Origin of the sequence: Algoriphagus lacus (assembly GCF_003583985.1) — a bacterium.
GTDB lineage: Bacteria > Bacteroidota > Bacteroidia > Cytophagales > Cyclobacteriaceae > Algoriphagus > Algoriphagus lacus.
The window spans coordinates 80099-98900 of the sequence record NZ_QXML01000002.1 but is presented as its reverse complement, the minus strand read 5'-3'; the positions used below and the strand labels follow the sequence as shown (position 1 = coordinate 98900).

General features: G+C 43.9%; 20 protein-coding genes. 13 read left to right on the top strand and 7 right to left on the bottom strand.

What is annotated here, in order from left to right; genetic code table 11:
* Positions 1-91 precede the first annotated feature (91 nt).
* Positions 92-1141 carry a tRNA preQ1(34) S-adenosylmethionine ribosyltransferase-isomerase QueA gene (gene queA / locus D0X99_RS04625; RefSeq protein ID WP_119476492.1) on the bottom strand — a complete coding sequence of 350 codons (1050 nt, stop codon included), beginning with the start codon at positions 1139-1141 and terminating at the stop codon, positions 92-94.
* A 126-nt stretch (positions 1142-1267) separates the two neighbouring features.
* Between queA and D0X99_RS04620 the strand changes: the two genes are divergently transcribed.
* Positions 1268-2518 carry an ABC transporter permease gene (locus D0X99_RS04620; RefSeq protein ID WP_119476491.1) on the top strand — a complete coding sequence of 417 codons (1251 nt, stop codon included), beginning with the start codon at positions 1268-1270 and terminating at the stop codon, positions 2516-2518.
* Positions 2519-2589: 71 nt separating this feature from the next.
* Here the strand turns inward: D0X99_RS04620 and recA are convergent, their stop codons facing one another.
* Entirely contained in the window at positions 2590-3618 is a 1029-nt protein-coding gene (recA, locus tag D0X99_RS04615; protein WP_119476490.1) for a recombinase RecA, read from the bottom strand.
* A 180-nt stretch (positions 3619-3798) separates the two neighbouring features.
* Between recA and D0X99_RS04610 the strand changes: the two genes are divergently transcribed.
* The 3 genes from D0X99_RS04610 (at position 3799) to D0X99_RS04600 (ending at position 6509) form a co-directional block, all read left to right on the top strand.
* Positions 3799-4587: a DUF3108 domain-containing protein gene (locus D0X99_RS04610; protein WP_119476942.1), complete on the top strand. Its 789-nt coding sequence runs from the start codon at positions 3799-3801 to the stop codon at positions 4585-4587.
* Positions 4588-4738: 151 nt separating this feature from the next.
* Entirely contained in the window at positions 4739-5428 is a 690-nt protein-coding gene (locus tag D0X99_RS04605; RefSeq protein ID WP_119476489.1) for a response regulator, read from the top strand.
* Position 5429: 1 nt separating this feature from the next.
* A complete protein-coding gene (locus tag D0X99_RS04600; protein ID WP_119476488.1) occupies positions 5430-6509 on the top strand; it encodes a sensor histidine kinase in 1080 nt (359 codons plus the stop codon).
* Positions 6510-6516: 7 nt separating this feature from the next.
* Here D0X99_RS04600 and D0X99_RS04595 read toward each other — a convergent pair whose 3' ends face one another.
* Positions 6517-6900: a DUF3037 domain-containing protein gene (locus D0X99_RS04595; protein WP_119476487.1), complete on the bottom strand. Its 384-nt coding sequence runs from the start codon at positions 6898-6900 to the stop codon at positions 6517-6519.
* On the bottom strand, positions 6878-7681 hold the full coding sequence (locus D0X99_RS04590) for a HipA family kinase (RefSeq protein ID WP_119476486.1): 804 nt from the start codon (positions 7679-7681) through the stop codon (positions 6878-6880). Before D0X99_RS04590 ends, D0X99_RS04595 begins: the two co-directional genes overlap by 23 nt.
* Before the next feature lie 165 nt (positions 7682-7846).
* Between D0X99_RS04590 and D0X99_RS04585 the strand changes: the two genes are divergently transcribed.
* The 5 genes from D0X99_RS04585 to tsf all read left to right on the top strand — a co-directional run bounded on the left by D0X99_RS04585 (position 7847) and on the right by tsf (position 11320).
* A complete protein-coding gene (locus D0X99_RS04585) occupies positions 7847-8557 on the top strand; it encodes an RluA family pseudouridine synthase (RefSeq protein WP_119476485.1) in 711 nt (236 codons plus the stop codon).
* Positions 8558-8733: 176 nt separating this feature from the next.
* Entirely contained in the window at positions 8734-9177 is a 444-nt protein-coding gene (gene rplM / locus D0X99_RS04580) for a 50S ribosomal protein L13 (protein WP_119476484.1), read from the top strand.
* A gap of 11 nt (positions 9178-9188) precedes the next feature.
* A complete protein-coding gene (gene rpsI, locus D0X99_RS04575) occupies positions 9189-9575 on the top strand; it encodes a 30S ribosomal protein S9 (RefSeq protein ID WP_119476483.1) in 387 nt (128 codons plus the stop codon).
* 38 nt (positions 9576-9613) lie between these two features.
* Positions 9614-10375 carry a 30S ribosomal protein S2 gene (rpsB, locus tag D0X99_RS04570; protein ID WP_119476482.1) on the top strand — a complete coding sequence of 254 codons (762 nt, stop codon included), beginning with the start codon at positions 9614-9616 and terminating at the stop codon, positions 10373-10375.
* Positions 10376-10489: 114 nt separating this feature from the next.
* Complete coding sequence (gene tsf / locus D0X99_RS04565; RefSeq protein WP_119476481.1) at positions 10490-11320, top strand: translation elongation factor Ts; 831 nt, start codon at positions 10490-10492, stop codon at positions 11318-11320.
* A gap of 125 nt (positions 11321-11445) precedes the next feature.
* On the opposite strand, the gene D0X99_RS04560 is transcribed toward tsf, so the two are convergent.
* Positions 11446-12735 carry an aminopeptidase P family protein gene (locus D0X99_RS04560; protein ID WP_119476480.1) on the bottom strand — a complete coding sequence of 430 codons (1290 nt, stop codon included), beginning with the start codon at positions 12733-12735 and terminating at the stop codon, positions 11446-11448.
* Positions 12736-12752: 17 nt separating this feature from the next.
* Positions 12753-13583, bottom strand: a complete 831-nt coding sequence (locus D0X99_RS04555; RefSeq protein ID WP_119476479.1) for a glycosyltransferase — start codon at positions 13581-13583, stop codon at positions 12753-12755.
* 133 nt (positions 13584-13716) lie between these two features.
* On the opposite strand from D0X99_RS04555, the gene D0X99_RS04550 reads away from it, so the two are divergent.
* The 4 genes from D0X99_RS04550 (at position 13717) to D0X99_RS04535 (ending at position 18253) form a co-directional block, all read left to right on the top strand.
* Complete coding sequence (locus D0X99_RS04550) at positions 13717-14943, top strand: M16 family metallopeptidase (protein WP_119476478.1); 1227 nt, start codon at positions 13717-13719, stop codon at positions 14941-14943.
* A gap of 3 nt (positions 14944-14946) precedes the next feature.
* The gene (locus D0X99_RS04545) at positions 14947-15591 is read left to right on the top strand and encodes an O-methyltransferase (protein WP_119476477.1); all 645 of its coding nucleotides are present in this window, start codon (positions 14947-14949) and stop codon (positions 15589-15591) included.
* A gap of 62 nt (positions 15592-15653) precedes the next feature.
* A complete protein-coding gene (locus D0X99_RS04540) occupies positions 15654-17237 on the top strand; it encodes a lytic transglycosylase domain-containing protein (RefSeq protein WP_119476476.1) in 1584 nt (527 codons plus the stop codon).
* 23 nt (positions 17238-17260) lie between these two features.
* Positions 17261-18253, top strand: coding sequence for a DUF3078 domain-containing protein (locus D0X99_RS04535; protein WP_119476475.1), 993 nt, complete (start codon positions 17261-17263; stop codon positions 18251-18253).
* Here D0X99_RS04535 and D0X99_RS04530 read toward each other — a convergent pair.
* A complete protein-coding gene (locus tag D0X99_RS04530; protein ID WP_119476474.1) occupies positions 18250-18708 on the bottom strand; it encodes a hypothetical protein in 459 nt (152 codons plus the stop codon). The genes D0X99_RS04535 and D0X99_RS04530 overlap by 4 nt on opposite strands.
* Between the last annotated feature and the right edge of the window lie 94 nt (positions 18709-18802).

The following is an 18802-nucleotide window of genomic DNA, read 5'->3' as shown; positions in this document are numbered from 1 at the left end:
CAAATATGAACCGGAAAGGTCCTACCTACTTTTCTTCGACTCTCTAATTCCGTGAAGGTATAAAAAAAGCTCCTTTCGGAGCTTTCAAGTGTTAGAGGATCAACATCGCATCTCCATAAGAGAAGAACCGATATTTTTCCTTGACGGCTTCTTTGTATGCCTTCATGATCAAGTCGTATCCTCCAAAAGCCGCTGCAGTCATCAGTAATGTTGACTCTGGCAAATGGAAATTGGTGATCAGAGAATTGGCGATTTTGAATTCGTAAGGTGGGATGATGAACTTATCAGTCCAACCGCTGCTTGCTTTCAGTCTACCACCAGCAGTGACCGAAGATTCCACGGTCTTCAAAGAAGTGGTTCCCACTGCTACTACACGCTTTTTACTGTCAAGCGCCTCATTGACCAATTGCACAGTCTTTTCAGGAATGTTATAATTTTCCGAGTCCATCTTGTGCTTGGTGAGATCTTCCACATCCACCTGACGGAAAGTACCCAAGCCTACATGAAGGGTAATCGGAGCTATCTCCACTCCCTTCAATTCAAGTCTTTTCAGGAGCTGAGGAGTAAAATGAAGTCCTGCAGTAGGTGCAGCGACAGCACCTACATTTTTTGCAAATACGGTCTGATATCTCTCGCGATCTTCCGGCTCGATCTTTCTGTCAATGAATTCCTTCAATAACGGAGTCTCTCCCAAAGAATCAATGGTCTTTTGGAATTCTTCTTCATTCCCATCGAAGAGAAACCGGATCGTACGGCCTCTGGAAGTGGTATTGTCAATAACTTCTGCTACCAGATCACTATCGCCGAAATACAACTTGTTCCCAACACGGATTTTACGTGCTGGATCTACTAAAACATCCCAAAGTCTCAGTTCCGGATTTAGCTCACGAAGGAGGAAAACTTCAATTTTGGCGCCCGTCTTTTCCTTATTCCCATATAATCTGGCCGGGAAAACCTTGGTATCGTTAATCACGAACACATCTCCTTCGCCAAAGTATTCCAGAATGTCTTTGAACAGACGATGTTCGATTTGACCAGTTTTCCGATGAACCACCATCAATCGGGATTCGTCTCGGTTTTCTGTGGGATAAAGGGAAATTAATTTTCTTGGGACGTCAAATTTGAAGTCTGATAATTTCATATGGGAGCTTTATGAGTCTTACTCGATCTTGTAACTCTGTGAATTGCTTTAAAAAATGCAAAGTTAATAACAATAATGCCCAATTTCAGCTAACTTGACAAATTGTTTTAACCAACTATACAAAGCATGCTGTTTTTCCAACTGACCTGGGAAAGTTTCCGCTTCGCAATTACTGCCCTCAAATCCAATCTAACCCGTACGATCTTATCCCTTTTGGGTGTTACAGTGGGGATTTTCGCCATTATTGCCGTATTCACTTTAGTGGATTCACTTGAAAACAACATCAAGTCATCTTTATCTTTTCTTGGAACCAATGTGATTCGGGTTGATAAAATGCCATTTCAATCAGGCCCCCCAACAAATTATCCTTGGTGGAAATATTTCCAAAGACCCTCAAGCACGGTGGCGGAGTACCGGTTCCTCAATGAGAAACTTAAAAATGCTGAAGCCATTACAATATCCGCTTCAGCAAATACCACCGCCAAGGCCGGAAATAATGCTTACCAAGGAATGCAGCTTACTGGCGTGTTTGACACCTACCCCAATGTCTATGACGTTCCAATCGAAAAAGGAAGATTTTTCACAGAAGCAGAAATCAGGGGATCAAGAAATTTCGCAATAATCGGTGCCACAATTGCAAGTACGTTGTTCCCAAACCTAGATCCGGTAGGTCAAGAATTAAAAATAAAAGGCCTTAAGTTTATTGTGATTGGGATTTTTGAGGAAGAGGGCGGGGGTGTTCTTGAGCTTCCGTCTAAGGACGAAGCTTGCCTTATCCCTTATGGTGCATTCACCAAAATGTTCAATACTGGGAAAAACGGAATTAACCCAACCATTGCTGCTAAAGGAAAAGGGGAAGATGTTGGGTTGGTTGCATTGGAAAATGAATTGACCGGACTCATGCGGGCCAAGCGAGGACTTAAGCCAACAGAAGAAGACAACTTTGCCTTAAACAAAACTGAATTTCTTCAAAATGCCATCGGATCGATTTTCGATGTGATTTCAGTGGCAGGCTGGGTAATCGGAGGATTTTCGATCCTGGTTGGAGGCTTTGGTATTGCCAACATCATGTTTGTCTCGGTACGGGAGCGAACCAATATTATTGGAATTCAAAAGTCACTGGGGGCAAAGAATTATTTCATCCTCTTTCAGTTCCTTTTTGAAGCCGTGTGTCTGAGTCTTATCGGAGGAGGTACTGGAATTTTATTGGTCTTTTTCCTGAGTTTTGTCCAACTGGGAAGTTTGGAGTTGATTCTTTCCTTCAGTAATGTTTTGCTGGGACTTGGAGTATCCTCCATCATTGGAGTGGTGGCAGGAATTGTACCCGCTACCTTAGCTGCACGAATGGATCCAGTTGAGGCCATCCGGACCGCTTGATGTCAATTCAATTTTCCAAGAAATCAAAAAAGGAGGCCAAAGCCTCCTTTTTTGATTGTATCTAGTCGAGATCAATCTTCCAAATCAATGGTCGGTTCGGTTGGCAGTAGACCAGATGCAGCCTTGATTTTCCCTTCCAACTCATCCATCAATTCAGGATTATCCAAAAGCAGGCTTTTTACCGCATCTCTACCTTGACCGAGTTTTTCTCCGTTATAAGAAAACCATGAACCGGCTTTTTTGATGATTTCAAGCTCTACACCTAAATCAATGATCTCTCCAACCTTTGAAATCCCCTGGCCATACATGATGTCAAACTCCACCACTTTAAAAGGTGGAGCAACTTTATTTTTCACCACCTTAACCCGGGTACGGTTTCCAAGAATGTTATCCGCCCCTTCTTTGATCTGACCAACTCTTCGGATATCTAGGCGAACTGAGGCGTAGAATTTCAAGGCATTACCACCGGTGGTAGTCTCAGGACTGCCAAACATCACCCCAATCTTATCCCGAAGCTGGTTAATAAATATGCAGGAACATCCGGTCTTGTTGATGGCTCCCGTGAGCTTACGCAAAGCTTGGGACATCAATCTTGCCTGGAGTCCCATTTTGCTCTCACCCATTTCGCCTTCGAGTTCCCCTTTGGGAACTAAAGCAGCAACAGAGTCAATAACAATAATGTCAATAGCTCCTGAACGGATCAAATGCTCGGCAATTTCCAAGGCTTGCTCTCCATTGTCCGGCTGGGAGATGAGTAGGTTTTCAGTATCAATTCCCAACTTCTCAGCATAGTTCTTGTCAAAAGCATGTTCTGCATCGATGAATGCCGCCATACCTCCAGCCTTTTGGGCCTCGGCAATGCAATGCATGGTCAAGGTAGTCTTACCGGAAGATTCCGGACCATAGATTTCTATCACCCTACCTCTTGGAATACCACCAATCCCTAAAGCCATATCCAAGCCCAAAGAACCTGTGGAAATAGCGGGAATATCCTGTACTTTATTATCGCTCAGCTTCATTACGGTACCTTTTCCGTAAGTTTTTTCCAGCTTATCAATAGTCAGCTGTAAAGCTTTCAGTTTTTCTGCGTTATTACTCATGATTTCAAAATAAAGAGGATTAAAATGTTGGTGAAATTAACGAAACATGAAGGCATAACCAAGGTGGAAGGGCCTATTGTTTCCGAAGGCCAAATTCGTATTTTTAATCAATCAAATGATCGTTTTTTTCGTAATACCTTTCAAAGCGACAGAAAATTGTCAGGTATTGTCAAGTATCAAATGAATACTGTGCTCAGAGCCATTCTCCTTATTCTGTTCAGTACCACTCTTGCTTTGGGTCAAAATGGTCCAAAGAATTCCGCATTTACTTTTGGTGAGGAATTACAATTTGAAGTCACTTATGGATGGTTAAGTCTTGCCGAGGCCAAACTACAAGTTAGCAGAAGGACAATCAATGAAGCTTCCAGACCACATTATAAAATAGACGCCTTCGGTAAAACCAAAGGAGCTGCCACAATATTCGGAAGAGTTAACGACAATTGGGGAACCCACCTAGATACCGGAACACTCCTGCCTTCATTATCCTACCGCCATATCGAAGAAGGAAAGTACCGAAAGCATGAAAAGGTCTATTTTGACCAGATAAACCGAAAGGCAAAAATGGAACTCTATGACCGAGACAACCGGGTATTGAAAGACACGAAGGAATTCAAACTACCCGGTCAAGTTCAGGATTTAGTCAGCGGTTTTTATTTCTTGAGGACTATGGATCTGAGCAATTTGAAAAAAGGGCAATCGATTCTGATCACCGGATTTTTTGATAAGGAAATATATAACCTAAAATTAATATACGAAGGTACAGAACAGATCGAAACTAGTCTTGGACTGAAAGACACCTATATATTTTCTCCTCTCATGCCCCAAAACAAACTGTTCAGAGGAGACTATCCTGTAAAAGTATGGGTTACTAAGGATCAGAATAAAATCCCGGTAAAAATCAAAGCAGACCTATTCATAGGATCCCTGAATATCGACATTTCTTCTGCCAAGGGACTTCGAAACAATTGATTTACATAAAGATAACCTTTTATTAACATTGGTGAATTACCACAAAACAAACCTCATATTTCACCTCGATTTTTAACTGTTAGCCAATTTTTGTTTGGTCAGTATCTTCAAATATTCCTTATTTTTAACCGAACCTTTAAGAAATTCCTCCATGAGCGATAAGCAAAAAATCAAAGTCCTGGTAGTCGATGATGAGCCGGATATTGTGGAGATATTGAAATATAACCTTCAAAAAGAGGGGTTTGAGGTGGCCACTGCTGACGACGGAATCAAAGCGGTCAAAACGGCTGTCAAATTTAAGCCCGACGTAATTTTGCTTGACATCATGATGCCCAATCAAGATGGAGTCGAGACATGCCTTCAAATCAGACAGATCCCGGAATTAAAAAACACTTTTATCATCTTCCTAACTGCCCGAATGGAGGAATATTCCGAAGTGGCTGCATTTGATGTCGGCGCGGACGACTACATCACCAAGCCAATCAAACCGAGGGCGCTGATGAGCAGGATTACCGCACTTTTTCGAAGAGAATCAAAAAAAGAGCAAGAACAAGCTCAGATTAAAATCAAAGATCTGACAATCGATCGATCCAGCTACACCATCGATAAAGCAGGCAAAACCATCACCTTACCCAAGAAGGAATTTGAATTGTTGTATTTCCTCGCCAAAAACCCTAATATGGTTTTCAGTAGAGATGAACTTCTTCACAACATCTGGGGAACAGATGTGTTTGTTCTGGCCCGAACGGTCGACGTACACATTCGAAAAGTCCGGGAGAAGATCGGTGAAGATTACATCACTACAGTAAAAGGTGTAGGATACAAGTTCGATTTGGGATAAAATGCTGACCAGTTCCAGGGGAATATCTTTGATTTTGGCTCTAGCCATATCCGCATTGGTAGCTGCCTTCCTTTCCTTGGTGCCGGATTCCAATTGGAGTGTTTTATTGGTTGCAGGTGGGCTTTCTTTTTCTGTATCCTATTTATTGATCACCATTACCTTAGAGTTTTTGGTCTTCAGGGAGATCGGTCAGATTTATTCACTTTTGGAAAAAATCCAGAAAAAAGATCTGTCAGAAATCAATGACAAATCCATTCGGTCTTCACTTTCGCCACTTAGAAAAATCAACACCGTAATCAACTCCTATGCTATAGCCCGGCAAAAGGAAATTGAAACACTTCAGAAAAATGCCGAATTCCGAAGGGAATTCATTGCGGATATTTCACACGAATTGAAAACTCCCATTTTTGCGACTCAGGGCTACATTCACACCTTGCTGGATGGGGCAATCGACGACAAGCAGGTACGGATGAAATTTTTAAAGAGAGCCGCAAAAAGCCTCGATTCTTTGGATGTACTTGTCAAGGACTTGCTCACCCTTAATCAGATGGAAAGTGGTGTGATCAAGTTCAATTTTACTGACTTCGACCTCAAGGACCTGATCCAGGAAGTAATCGATCAACTGGAACACAAAGCCTCTAAAAGAGATGTGGTCATAAAGCTGGAATTTGATCCCGAGAAAAGCCACATCACCCATGCGGACAGACAAAAGATCTACCGGGTTTGCCAAAACCTCATATTCAATGCGGTGAAGTACAATCACGACGGAGGAGAGGTCAAAGTCACACTGAAATCCCAGAAAAACACGATCCAGGTCGATATCAAAGACAACGGACAAGGGATTCCACCGGAGGATCTAAAGCGGATTTTTGAACGTTTTTATAGGGTAGAAAAAAGCCGATCGAAAGAGCGAGGCGGAACTGGACTTGGACTTGCTATCGTCAAGCACATCTTGGAGGGACACAAAAGCAAGATTTCGGTCAGCTCAACTGTAGGCAAAGGGTCTATATTTAGTTTTTCACTCCCACTTGAAAAGGAGAAAAAGCCGATTGAAAAAACTCCCGTATTCGAAAACAAGTAACCCTAAATCAGGCAACGTACTGCTCAAAAAGACTTTTCAAGGTCTGATCCAAATCCTCTGAAAATCCGGAATGAGGTCGGGAAGTCTGCAGTATAGAACTTCTCGCAGCCGTTAACCATCGAAATCTGGAAGCCGCATCCTGAAGAGAAATTGGGTTTTCTGAATTTTCACCTTTGCAGACTTTATCAAAAGAGTCCAAATATGATTTCAACAGCTCCAAATCCACCTCCGGATCCAATGCTTGCACCTTTTGCTCATCCAGTTCAATCTGGGACTTGATGTAATTTTGTCTCTTACAGCACATCACCACCCCGACATTTACAAATTCCTCGCGCTCAACTTTTGGGACAAGGCGAATCACAGCATATTCAAATAAGTGCTTTCCGTGCATCGATAGCTTCGTTTACAAACACATGTGATTGGGCAAGTCTCATTTTTAAAAAAGAAACATATACTTCCTTCGCTTCCTGTGCGGTTTCGGTATCCCTGGAAGCCAAAATCCACTCATCTGGCGCCATTTCCACTACTTCTTCAACGAGTTCAGGTGTAACGATACGCTTCATCTCCTCATCCACCCGTTCCAGTGCTGACGCTCTCGGCAGCAGAACGTGGTCCTTGATCGTGGAAAAAGGGCTCGCAGCATGCCTTTCCCAATTTTCCCAGGAATGGTGAAACAAAAATGATGCACCATGATCAATCAACCAAAGTTCCCGATTCCAGATCAGAAGATTGGTATTGCGGAAAGTCCGGTCCACATTGGTAATCCAGCTGTCAAACCAGACAATCCTCGAAGCTAAATCTTCGTCGACCTTAGTGGCGCCGGGATCAAAGGTGATTGCTTTGGAAAGAAAATGTAGCCCCAGGTTCAATCCTTGACTGCTTTTGAGCAAATCCTGGATTTCCTCGTCTCCTTCCGAATTTCCAAAAGCGGCATCCAACTGGGCAAAGACAATCTCTGGAACTTTGAACCCTAATTTTCTCGCCAGCTCTCCACCGATCAGCTCAGCGATCAGGGCCTTTTCCCGCTGACCGGCACCTTTGAATTTCAACACATAATTAAATCCGTCATCTGCCTCGGCCAATGCCGGCAGTGATCCACCTTCCCTTAAGGGCATCACGTAACGAGTCACATTGACCTCTCGGAGGGTTTTTGGAAGTTTTATTTCGTGCATTTGCTAAAAATGGAAAACAAATAAAAGTTGAAATCTTTAAATCAAGGCAATCCCGCGGTTTTAATTTCCAACAGACGGGAGATAATTGTTTTACTTTGAAAGGCTATTTTTTTCGACTTCCCAATTACCTACTTTTGCAGCCTGTTTTGAAGAGGCAGGAGATACATGAAGAAAGTAGATTTTGATAACCTGATTCTGTTTGAAAATGCGGATTACTTGGTAATCAACAAGCCGCCTTACCTGTCGAGCTTAGACGACCGGCACGAGGCGCAGAACATCCTCGACCTTGCCAAGGCCCATACAGCAGATGCCCAGCTGTGTCACCGATTGGACAAGGAGACTTCGGGATGTCTGGTGATTGCCAAAAATCCGGAGGCCTACAGGCACTTGGCCATGCAGTTTGAAAGCAGAAAAGTGGAAAAAGTCTATCATGCAGTGGTCGAGGGGATTAAGGAATTCAGCAATGAGCTGGTGGACCGAAATCTTCTTGCCAACAACAAAGGAATCGCAAAAGTCAGTAAAGAGGGCAAGCCTGCGCAGACCATTTTCAACACGTTGAAAACCTACTATGCACACACCCTGGTGGAGTGTAAACCGATCACAGGTCGATTACACCAAATCAGAGTACACTTGGCTTACCTCAAATCGCCCATTTGTGGTGATACACTTTATGGCGGCAACCCTTTGTACCTTTCTTCACTCAAGCGCAGATTCAATCTGAAAAAAGATACGGAGGAATTACCCATTATGCAGCGGGTCTCTTTACACGCGTATTCAATCACCTTTGAAGGCCTGGACGGCAATCCGATAAAAGTCGAAGCCCCCTACCCCAAAGATTTTCAGGTTTTAGTCCAACAGCTGGAAAAAAACGCCTGAAAAGCGTCAACTGAGAATTGCCAAACCAAATTCCCTTTTGGGATTTTTTCCTAAGCCTATGAAAATTAGGACCTAGGATTGGAAATAGTTTGCATGAAAAATAAAATACTTCTATCTTTGTGTCCCTTTTTGGGGTCGATAAATAAATAACAAGCTAAAAATTAAACAGTTACACAGTGGATACTCTGAGCTATAAAACCATCTCAGCCAACGCCTCCACAGTAGAAAAGCAGTGGGTGGTAGTGGATGCCCAAGCTGCGATTCTTGGACGATTGGCGAGTGAGGTTGCGAAAATCTTGCGAGGAAAGACGAAGCCTAGCTTCACTCCTAACGTGGATTGCGGTGACAACGTCATTGTAATCAACGCTGACAAAGTCAGATTGACAGGTGACAAGTGGGACGCAAAAGTATATGTGCGCCACACCGGTTACCCAGGTGGACAGCGAATCTCTACCCCTAGATTGTTGAAGCAGAAATCTTCAGCAATCCTGATTGAGAAAGCTGTAAGAGGCATGTTGCCTAAAAACAGATTGGGAAGTAAGTTGTACGGTAACCTGTATGTCTATGAAGGATCTGAGCATCCTCATGCCGCACAGCAGCCAAAAGCCATCACACTTTAATCTCCTAAATCATGGAAATGATAAACAAAATCGGTAGAAGAAAGACCTCCGTAGCTCGTATTTATATGACTCCGGGAAATGGCAAAATTACCGTCAACAACAAATCCATCGAAGTTTACTTCCCATTTGATCTTCATCAGATCGTAGTGAAGCAGCCTTTGACACTGGTAGGGGTAGATGGTAACTATGACATCCAGATCAATGTAGATGGAGGCGGTATCAAAGGACAAGCTGAGGCAGCCCGTATGGCTATCTCCAGAGCTTTGTGTGAATTTGACGAAACACACAGAGGTCCTTTGAAGAAAGAAGGTTTCCTTACCCGTGACCCAAGAATGGTCGAGCGTAAGAAACCAGGACGTAGAAAAGCAAGAAGAAGATTCCAGTTCTCCAAGCGTTAATCGGAACGATCTTCATTCAATAGAAAACAATTTCATTCATGTCAAAAATCGAATACAAAGACTTACTGGATGCTGGTGTTCACTTCGGACACTTGACGAGAAAGTGGGATCCAAGAATGGCTCCATACATTTTTATGGAGAAGAATGGTATCCATATTATCGACCTCAACAAAACGCTTGCTTGCCTCGAAGAAGCATCCAACGCAATCAAGCACATCGTACGTTCCGGCAAAAAAATCATGTTTGTCGCTACGAAAAAACAAGCCAAAGACCTGGTAGCAGCAGAAGCACAGCGTCTCAACATGCCTTACGTGACCGAAAGATGGTTGGGCGGTATGTTGACCAACTTCGCTACCATTCGTAAGTCTCTTAAGAAAATGTCTTCCCTTGAGAAATTGATGAAGGAAGATGCTTACAAGAACTTGGCTAAGAAAGAGCGTCTGATGGTCAGCCGTCAGAAAGAAAAAATGGAAAGCGTATTGGGCGGTATCTCCGACCTGAGCAGACTTCCTGCAGCTCTTTTCGTAGTGGATATCAAAAGAGAACATATTGCAATTGCCGAAGCACAAAAGCTTGGTATCCCTGTTTTCGCATTGGTAGATACAAACTCCAACCCTAACGAGGTGGATTTCCCTATCCCAGCCAATGACGATGCATTCAAATCAGTTTCTTTGCTTGTTAAAGCATTTGGCGCAGCTATCGAAGAAGGTCTTTCTGAGCGTAAGAGAGACAAGGACGATGCTAAACTTTCTGAAGAGGAAGAAGCAAAAAGAGCTGTGGACGCTGAAACGCAAGAATAATCCACAATCGATTTGATTATAGAAAAATTGAACATCTGGCTCAGGTCGATGTTCAATTTTTTGTTTTATCCTGACTAACGAACTATATCCCGTTTAAAATAAACAGATCACACAATGGCAATTACTGCACAAGACGTAAACAAACTGAGACAAATGACCGGTGCCGGTATGATGGACTGCAAAAAAGCTTTGACTGAAGCTGAAGGCGACTTCGAAAAAGCAGTTGACATCCTCAGAAAAAAAGGTCAAAAAGTATCTGCTTCCAGAGCTGACCGCGAAACCAAAGAAGGAGTAGTAGTAACCCGAGTAGCCGAAAAAGGCGCAAAAGGCATCTTGCTTTCTTTAACTTGCGAAACTGACTTTGTGGCCAAAAACGAAGAATTCGGTGGTTTTGCTAATACCCTGATCGACCTTGCCGTAGCAAATGGTGCTACCTCAACCGACCAAATCTTGGCTTTACCTTTCGGAAACATCACCGTTTCTGAGAAAATCATTGAAATGACCGGTAAAATCGGCGAGAAAATAGAAATTTCTCACTATGAAGTAATCGCTGCTGAACAAGTAGTGACCTACATCCACTCCAATGGCAAATTGGGTGTGTTAGTAGGATTGGTAAACACTTCTGGCAAAAACGTAGAAGATGCTGGAAAAGACGTAGCGATGCAGATTGCAGCTATGAACCCAGTTGCTGTGGACAAAGATGGCGTTGATGCTACTACCATTCAGCGAGAAATCGAAATCGGAAAAGAGCAAGCGAGAGCTGAAGGTAAGCCTGAAGAAATGCTTGAAAAAATTGCCTTAGGTAAGCTTCAGAAGTTCTACAAGGAAAGCACTTTGTTGAGCCAGCAGTTTGTAAAGGACAATTCTGTGACTATCGCACAGTACCTTGACAGCGTAAGCAAAGGACTGACTGTCAATGCATTCAAGAGGATCTCAATCGGATAATTTTCTGATTCTCTAATTTTAAAAAAAACCCTCTCAGATTGCTCTGAGAGGGTTTTTTGTTTTTAATTGTCAAATAACTTTTCCAAAGTTTTGAACTTTGGAAAAGTTGATGGAGCATATCCGGCTTAACTATTCATTAAGCTCTCAATTTCTTCTGCCTCAATCGGAATATTTCGCATCAGGTCGAAATAACCCTCTTCCTTAATCACAATATTGTTTTCCAGTCGGATTCCGAATCCTTCAGCAGGAATGTAAATCCCCGGCTCTACGGTGAACACCATTCCCGGAGTAACCGGAAAGTGCATCGTTCCCACGTCATGTACATCCAGCCCCAAATGATGTGAAGTTCCATGCATAAAGTACTTTTTGTAAGCAGGCAAGTTGGGGTCCTGATTTTTGATGTCAGTCTGATCAATCAGTCCCAATCCGAGCAGTTCGGACTGCATTATCAATCCAACTTCTTTATGATACTCCTGAATGGTTGTGCCAGGCCTTAACATCTTCGCCGCCTCCTGATGGACTCTAAGCACTGCATCGTATACGGCCCGCTGCCTGGCACTGAACCGACCATTCACCGGAATGGTTCGGGTCATGTCCGCATTGTAGTTTCCGTATTCCGCTCCGACATCCAAGAGGATTAATTCCCCATCCTTGCATGCCTTGTTGTTTTCGACATAATGCAAGACACAGGCAGAAGGTCCGGAAGCAATGATCGGCTCATAGGCAAATCCCTTGCTCCGGTTTTTAACAAACTCGTGGATAAACTCCGCCTCAATCTCATATTCCGTAACTCCCGGTTTGACAAAGGAAAGAATTCTACGGAATCCCTTTTCTGTAATGTCGCAGGCGATCTGCATTTGGTCAATTTCCTCCTGCTCTTTTACCCCACGAAGCTTATGCATAATGGGAGCCAATCGGTCAAACTGATGGAGCGGGAACTTTTCCTTGCAGGATTTGATAAACCGGGAATCGCGGGTCTCAACGACTACACCAGCCCTGAGATGCTCATTGGTATTGAGGTAAATCCGCTCCGAAAGCGCAACCACAGTATTCAGGATATTCTCAAAAGCAGATAGCCACTGGATATTTTTGATCCCGGATGCAGCCTCTGCTTCCTCTTTGGTGTATTTATGCCCTTCCCAAACTGCGATATGCTCATTCGTTTCCCGAAGAAACAACACCTCCCGCATCGTAGGAATTGGGCAATCCGGGGCAAGCAGCAAAATTGACTCTTCCTGATCAATCCCGCAGAGGTAAAACAAATCGTTGTTTTGGCGGAATTTCATTGTACCGTCTGCATTGGTAGGCATAATGTCATTGGAATTGAAAACAGCCACCGAATTCTTGGCGAGTTGGGCCGTAAACTTTGCTCGGTTTCGGATATAAAACTCCTTGGGTAATGGGGTATATTTCATGCTAAACAGGATTATTCTTACAGTTTTTGAAGCCCATTTTTACAAAAAAAACGATGGGCTTCCTGATTTTTTCGCATCAAGGCCAGATTCTCCTCCTGATCCGTCCAACTTTCTTTATGGTATAGATGGTATTGCACAGCTAGGTTTCTGACTGACTTTAAGCGATAGCCCATGCCTTCAAATCTCCACAACAAATCCGCATCCTCTCCTACTGCTGGCTTGGTGTAATCTTCATCAAACCCGTTGATCGCTTCGATAGCGTGTCGATGAAAGGACATGTTACATCCTTTGAGGTGCTTCATTTTTCGGAGTCTTGTGAGAAAGCCAAGAAATCCCTTTGGGTCAATAAAAATCCCCTCTTCCACAAATGCTCCTCCGTTCTTTTTGATGAATGAGGCGCGCTTTCTGATTTCGGAATTCATGTTTTCAAGGCTTAATTCCCCCGAAAGGAGTCTGTCACTGGTTTCCGGATCAAGTTTGATCCGCTTCCCCGCAAGGATGGATTTGTCATCCGCCAAAGTCCAGTGGAACTCCATAAAACGGGGATGGAGTACACAATCCCCGTCTATAAAAACCAACCAATCCGATTTTGCCGATTGGATTGCCCGGTTGAGGGCCTTGTTCTTTCTCCAACCCAAATCTTCCTGGGTGAGGTGTTGCAATGGAAACGGAAATTTTCTGGTGGAAATAAACTCCCGCATTTCAGTGCTATTCCCATCCTCCGAGATGATGACTTCAAAATTCTTCCAGGTTTGATGTTCCAAAGATCTCAATACCGCCTCCAGGAACTTTGTGTTTTTGTAAACTGAAATGATCAGAGAAGCCTGAATCCGGCCAAAATTTGACATAAACGAAGAATTGAACAAACCTCTTCAGAAAATTTGGTGTTTTTTCGCATAGGCTTATTCGCAAACTTAACATTAATAATACGGAGTTAAAAAAGCCGGATTTTTCTGTACTTTCAATTTAAAACTAGTATTCATGTACCAAATCAAAGAGCTGTCCAACGGCATCCGGATTGTCCATCAAGAAGTGACACATACCCGTTTGGTCCACTGTGGCTTTATTCTGAATATGGGTAGCCGGGACGAGGACAAAGATCAGGAAGGCCTCGCACATTTTTGGGAACACATGGCCTTCAAAGGCACTCATAAGCGGAAAACATTTCATATCATCAATCGCCTGGAGTCTCTGGGAGGCGAGCTCAATGCTTACACTACCAAGGAGAAAGTTTGCTTTTATGCCTCCATCCTCAAGGAGCATTACAGCAAAGCTGCCGATCTTCTGTTTGACATCACCTTCAACAGTACCTTCCCAACCAAACAAATCGAAAAAGAACGCCAGGTAATCCTAGAAGAAATGGCGATGTATCGGGATTCTCCGGACGATTCGATTCAGGATGAATTGGATGCCTTGGTGTTTGAAAATCATGCCTTAGGAAGAAATATACTCGGGACCGAAGAAACCGTTGGCCGATTTACCCAGCAGGATTTTTTCGATTACATATCCACGCGGTTGGACACCTCGGAGATCGTCTTCTCCGTCGTCGGCAATATATCATTCGAAAAAGCGCTCAAAGCGATTGAAGGACCTTTGAATCAAATCCAGCCTAAGCATACGCTCTACGTCAGAAACGGCTTTCACGACTATAAGCCCAAGCACAAAACAGTGCAGCGCGACGTCACGCAGTCCCTCTGCGCAATGGGAAGACCAGCCTATTCCCTTCATGACCCAAACCGATACAAACTTTACCTCCTCAATAATATCCTCGGAGGCCCCAGCATGAATAGCCGTCTGAATCTCTCCCTGAGGGAAAATTACGGCTATGTCTACAGCATCGAGTCCAGCTATCAGCCCTTTTCGGACACGGGTTTTTTTGGGATTTATTTTGGCACCGAAAACAAAACCCTCAAAAAATGCCTGTCTATCGTCCATCGGGAAATGGAAAAACTCAGGATCAAAAAACTGGGAAGTCTCCAGCTTCATATGGCCAAAGAACAGGCAATCGGACAAATGGCCATGGCGGAGGAAAATTACGCAGCTTTGATGCTCGTCTATGGCAAAAGCCTCATTGATCATGGTAAAATTGATCCTTTGGAAAAAATATTTGACCAAATCCGGTCAACGACTGCCGAGGAAATTCAGGAAATTGCAGGGGATATTTTCAACCCCGAGCAGCTGACCTATCTTATCTATACCCCAAATTGATCCATGGAATTTATTGATCCGGCCTTACTCGCCTACTGCGAATCCATCACCAGTCCGGAAGATGCCCTACTAAAAAAAATCACCCGGGAAACACAGGCCAAAGTCTTGATGCCCCGGATGATTTCGGGTCATTTACAGGGAAAAATGCTGGAACTTTTTACAAAAATGCTCCAACCCAAAGCCATTCTTGAGATCGGAACCTATACGGGGTATTCTGGAATTTGCCTGGCAAGAGGATTGAAATCCGACGGAAAACTGATCACCCTGGACATCAATGATGAACTGGAAACGATGGTTCGGGGATTTTTTGAAGAAAGCGGACTTGCCTCTCAGATTGATTACCGGTTGGGAAATGCCCGGGAAATCATCCCGACACTTGACGGACCTTTCGACCTGGTATTCATCGATGCTGATAAGTTTTTCTATGCCGAGTATTTTGATTTAATCATCGACAAAGTGCCCAGTGGGGGAATCATCCTGGCTGACAACGTCCTTTGGTCCGGAAAAATCCTCGTGGAAGAAGGTCAGAAAATCGACAAAGACACCCAGGCCATTCTTGATTTCAACAAAAAAGTCCATGAAGATCCCCGGGTGGAAAACATCCTGCTTCCGATCCGGGATGGAGTATTGATGGCCAGAAAACTCTGATTCCGGCAAAAAGGGAATCATTTTTGCTAAAACAGGGATGAGTAAAACGAAAGTAACTTTCGATGAAATCCCGACTATTCTTACTGATTCTTTTTCTTTTCAATCCCTTCTGGGCTCAATCCCTTCTGGCTCAGATTCCTCAGGTTCCTGCAGTAGTGGAATTTGCAGATCTCACGGTTAAAATCACCCCTCAAGCTCAGCGGGAAATCCAGCTCGATGTCGATGCACAATACCGAAATCCGACCTATTTCAAAGTCAAACAGGAACGGGTCAATCTTTACATGCCAATCGTCGAGCGGGAACTGAGAAATCAGGGGGTGCCAGAAGACCTGAAATATCTGGTAATTCAGGAAAGCGGACTGATCCCGGATGCCGTATCGACGTCCAACGCGGTTGGTTTTTGGCAATTCAAACAGGGCACTGCCGAGGAGGTTGGGTTGCGTGTGGATGCACAGATCGACGAGCGAAAAAGCATCGCCGCCTCTTCCCGTGGGGCAGCCGTTTATCTCAAAAAACACAACAGCCAACTCAACAACTGGATGACCGCATTGGTGTCCTATCAAATGGGCCTAGGAGGTGCCAAGGCGTATTTTGGCAGTCAGTATACCGGTAAAAAAATCATTGAAGTGGACAGAAATACCCACTGGTATTTTAAAAAGTACTTGGCCCATAAGATTGCTTATGAAAATCAGATCAGTGTGTTTGTTTCCAATCAGCGACTAGCGGAAGTACAGGTTCAAGGTCCGGTTACCATGGCAGCATTGGCCAAGCGATTTGGAGTCAGCGAAGATCACCTCAAGGAATTCAACAAATGGGCTGCAAATGGCAAAGTACCGGCAGGTTCTTATACCCTTTATTACGTTAAGGGTGGAGAACTTCCCATGGAACCTGCAGTGACAAAATCAGAGGAAAAACCAAAATCAACTCAGACCTATTCTGCCTCCAATAAAAATTCTCCTGCTTACAAACAGGCCAATTCATTTCCGAAAATCTCCGGAAATACCACCAAAGCCAACCAACCCAATCAAATTACGGTCAATGAACTGGATGGGGTTCAGGCTGCAAAAACGACCTCACCCAGCAAGTTTTCTGAAGAAATCGGCTTGAAGGAAAAGAAGTTCCTCAAGCTGAATGACATGGAAGAAGGAGAGCGAATTGAAACCGGCAAATACTATTACACTGAAAAGAAAAAAACCAGTGCAGAGGTAGAAACTCACGTTGTTCAGCCTGGAGAGACCCTTTGGATGATTTCTCAGAAGTATGGAATCCGCCTTTCCTCACTCAAATCCAAAAACCGGATTCGAAGAGATGCGGAGCTCAAGCCAGGAATGGTGCTGAATCTCAGGGAACCAAGAAAGCGCGGGGAACAGATTCCTTTTATACCAGTAACTCAACCCGTCCAGCAAAACAGGACTGTGACAGCAACCACTGAAACCAAACGCGTAGAAACCATCTCAAAGCCCGTTGAAGAGCCTTCCGTCAGAAGTCAACCGGAGCGGATCACCCACACTGTGAGTTCAGGAGAAACCCTCTTTGCAATATCCCGAAAATACGGCGTTTCAGTAGCTGAAGTCAAATCCTGGAACAATATCGGAAGCCAAAACATCATCACCATCGGCCAGAAATTGGTTATCTTCAAGCCCTGATCTACCCGCCAAACTTTGCCTCAATGCGTAAAAATTTCCTTTTTGCGGGAATCTTATTTTTTCTCCTGAGTCTTTCTTCATGGGCTCAGGATCGAAAAATCATTCCCGACACGGTACTGATCGACGGAGACACCTTGCTCATGTTGGGTGACTCGGTATTGGTCCAGGAACCCGTGAAGGAAATATTCTGGAAAACAGGCGGAAACTATGTCCTGAACATCCAACAAGTAACTCTCAGCAACTGGGCGGCCGGTGGGGCCAGCTCATTTGCGCTGAATTCAGGAGTAACCCTTTTTGCCAATTACAAGAAGGACACCAAAGTTTGGGACACTCAAATGACACTCAATCTTGGATTCAACCGTCAAGGGGACCGAGAATTTGAAACCCGAAAAACCAACGACAATTTCGTTTTTGTCAGCAACTACGGCCGTCAACTCTCAAAAGTGATGTACCTGACTACTCAGCTGGATGCTCGGACCCAGCTTTTAGCCGGTTACAAATATTCCCGCCCACCGGGAAGTGAAGTAGATGTGCGAACGAAGATTTCAGACCTCCTATCTCCAGGTTACCTCCAGTCTTCCACAGGTTTGAATCTGAGAAAAACCTACGAAAACAAAAGCAGACTATCAGTCATTCTTTCTCCCTTTACCGGTCGATTTACCATTGTAATGAATGACTCGCTAAGCAATGCAGGGGCATTTGGGGTAGTGCCGGGTGAAAATGTCCGGGCAGAAGCAGGGATGTCCTTTGCCGTTGGGGTGGTGGATTTTGTCCTGATGGAAAACGTGACCTGGAAAGCCGACCTCAACCTTTTCTCAAATTATGAGAGTTTTGGAAATATGGTAGTCAATTTCAATTCGATCATACGCCTGAAAGTGAACAAATTCATCTCCACGCGAATTGAAACAGCGGTGATTTACGATGAAGAGGTATTTATTCAGCAGGATGACGGTTCGTCCAAACAGGCTGTCCAATTACAAAACCTGATCAACTTTGGGGTTTCACTGGATTTTTAGAAATCCACATCCAAGCCAAACTTCCGTTGAAACTCTGCCAAAGCTGGATGTTTTTGTCTTAAGTAATTCAGCTTGTCGGAGTTGGTATAAAGTTTTGGCTTGCCATTATCCACTTCCTCTTTCACTTCCAGCATAATGACTACCCGATCAGCGCCGGTAAACTGACGGATCAAACTTACCAGATCCGGTTTCATTTTCCCGGCGATTTCCTCCTGCATGTGCCCCATTACTTCCAGGATTACTTCACCTCCATCCCGAACTTTGATAGACTGATCCAAAATAGCCAATTCCATATTGCGGTCAGCCTTCCGGAAATGCTCCTGAATTGAAAAAATATGGCTGTCAAGCAGTTCCTGAGTCAGAGAAACCACAGTTGCTGAGGGGCTTAACTCAACTTTTTCCTCTGGCTTCTCTTCTTTGACTTCTTCCACCTGTTTAGCTTTTTCATCAACCAATTTCTTGGTTTGGGAAAGGCTGGTAGGAATGGAAATGGTGGATTTTAAAGGTGTCTTTTTTGCACCGGAAAGATCAACAGGGATTTCAGCTACT

Coding starts and splice junctions, on each gene's coding strand:
- queA (WP_119476492.1), bottom strand. CDS start 1,141: ATGAAATTATCAGACTTCAAATTTGACGTCCCAAGAAAATTAATTTCC.
- D0X99_RS04620 (WP_119476491.1), top strand. CDS start 1,268: ATGCTGTTTTTCCAACTGACCTGGGAAAGTTTCCGCTTCGCAATTACT.
- recA (WP_119476490.1), bottom strand. CDS start 3,618: ATGAGTAATAACGCAGAAAAACTGAAAGCTTTACAGCTGACTATTGAT.
- D0X99_RS04610 (WP_119476942.1), top strand. CDS start 3,799: ATGAATACTGTGCTCAGAGCCATTCTCCTTATTCTGTTCAGTACCACT.
- D0X99_RS04605 (WP_119476489.1), top strand. CDS start 4,739: ATGAGCGATAAGCAAAAAATCAAAGTCCTGGTAGTCGATGATGAGCCG.
- D0X99_RS04600 (WP_119476488.1), top strand. CDS start 5,430: ATGCTGACCAGTTCCAGGGGAATATCTTTGATTTTGGCTCTAGCCATA.
- D0X99_RS04595 (WP_119476487.1), bottom strand. CDS start 6,900: ATGCACGGAAAGCACTTATTTGAATATGCTGTGATTCGCCTTGTCCCA.
- D0X99_RS04590 (WP_119476486.1), bottom strand. CDS start 7,681: ATGCACGAAATAAAACTTCCAAAAACCCTCCGAGAGGTCAATGTGACT.
- D0X99_RS04585 (WP_119476485.1), top strand. CDS start 7,847: ATGAAGAAAGTAGATTTTGATAACCTGATTCTGTTTGAAAATGCGGAT.
- rpsI (WP_119476483.1), top strand. CDS start 9,189: ATGGAAATGATAAACAAAATCGGTAGAAGAAAGACCTCCGTAGCTCGT.
- rpsB (WP_119476482.1), top strand. CDS start 9,614: ATGTCAAAAATCGAATACAAAGACTTACTGGATGCTGGTGTTCACTTC.
- tsf (WP_119476481.1), top strand. CDS start 10,490: ATGGCAATTACTGCACAAGACGTAAACAAACTGAGACAAATGACCGGT.
- D0X99_RS04560 (WP_119476480.1), bottom strand. CDS start 12,735: ATGAAATATACCCCATTACCCAAGGAGTTTTATATCCGAAACCGAGCA.
- D0X99_RS04555 (WP_119476479.1), bottom strand. CDS start 13,583: ATGTCAAATTTTGGCCGGATTCAGGCTTCTCTGATCATTTCAGTTTAC.
- D0X99_RS04550 (WP_119476478.1), top strand. CDS start 13,717: ATGTACCAAATCAAAGAGCTGTCCAACGGCATCCGGATTGTCCATCAA.
- D0X99_RS04545 (WP_119476477.1), top strand. CDS start 14,947: ATGGAATTTATTGATCCGGCCTTACTCGCCTACTGCGAATCCATCACC.
- D0X99_RS04540 (WP_119476476.1), top strand. CDS start 15,654: ATGAAATCCCGACTATTCTTACTGATTCTTTTTCTTTTCAATCCCTTC.
- D0X99_RS04535 (WP_119476475.1), top strand. CDS start 17,261: ATGCGTAAAAATTTCCTTTTTGCGGGAATCTTATTTTTTCTCCTGAGT.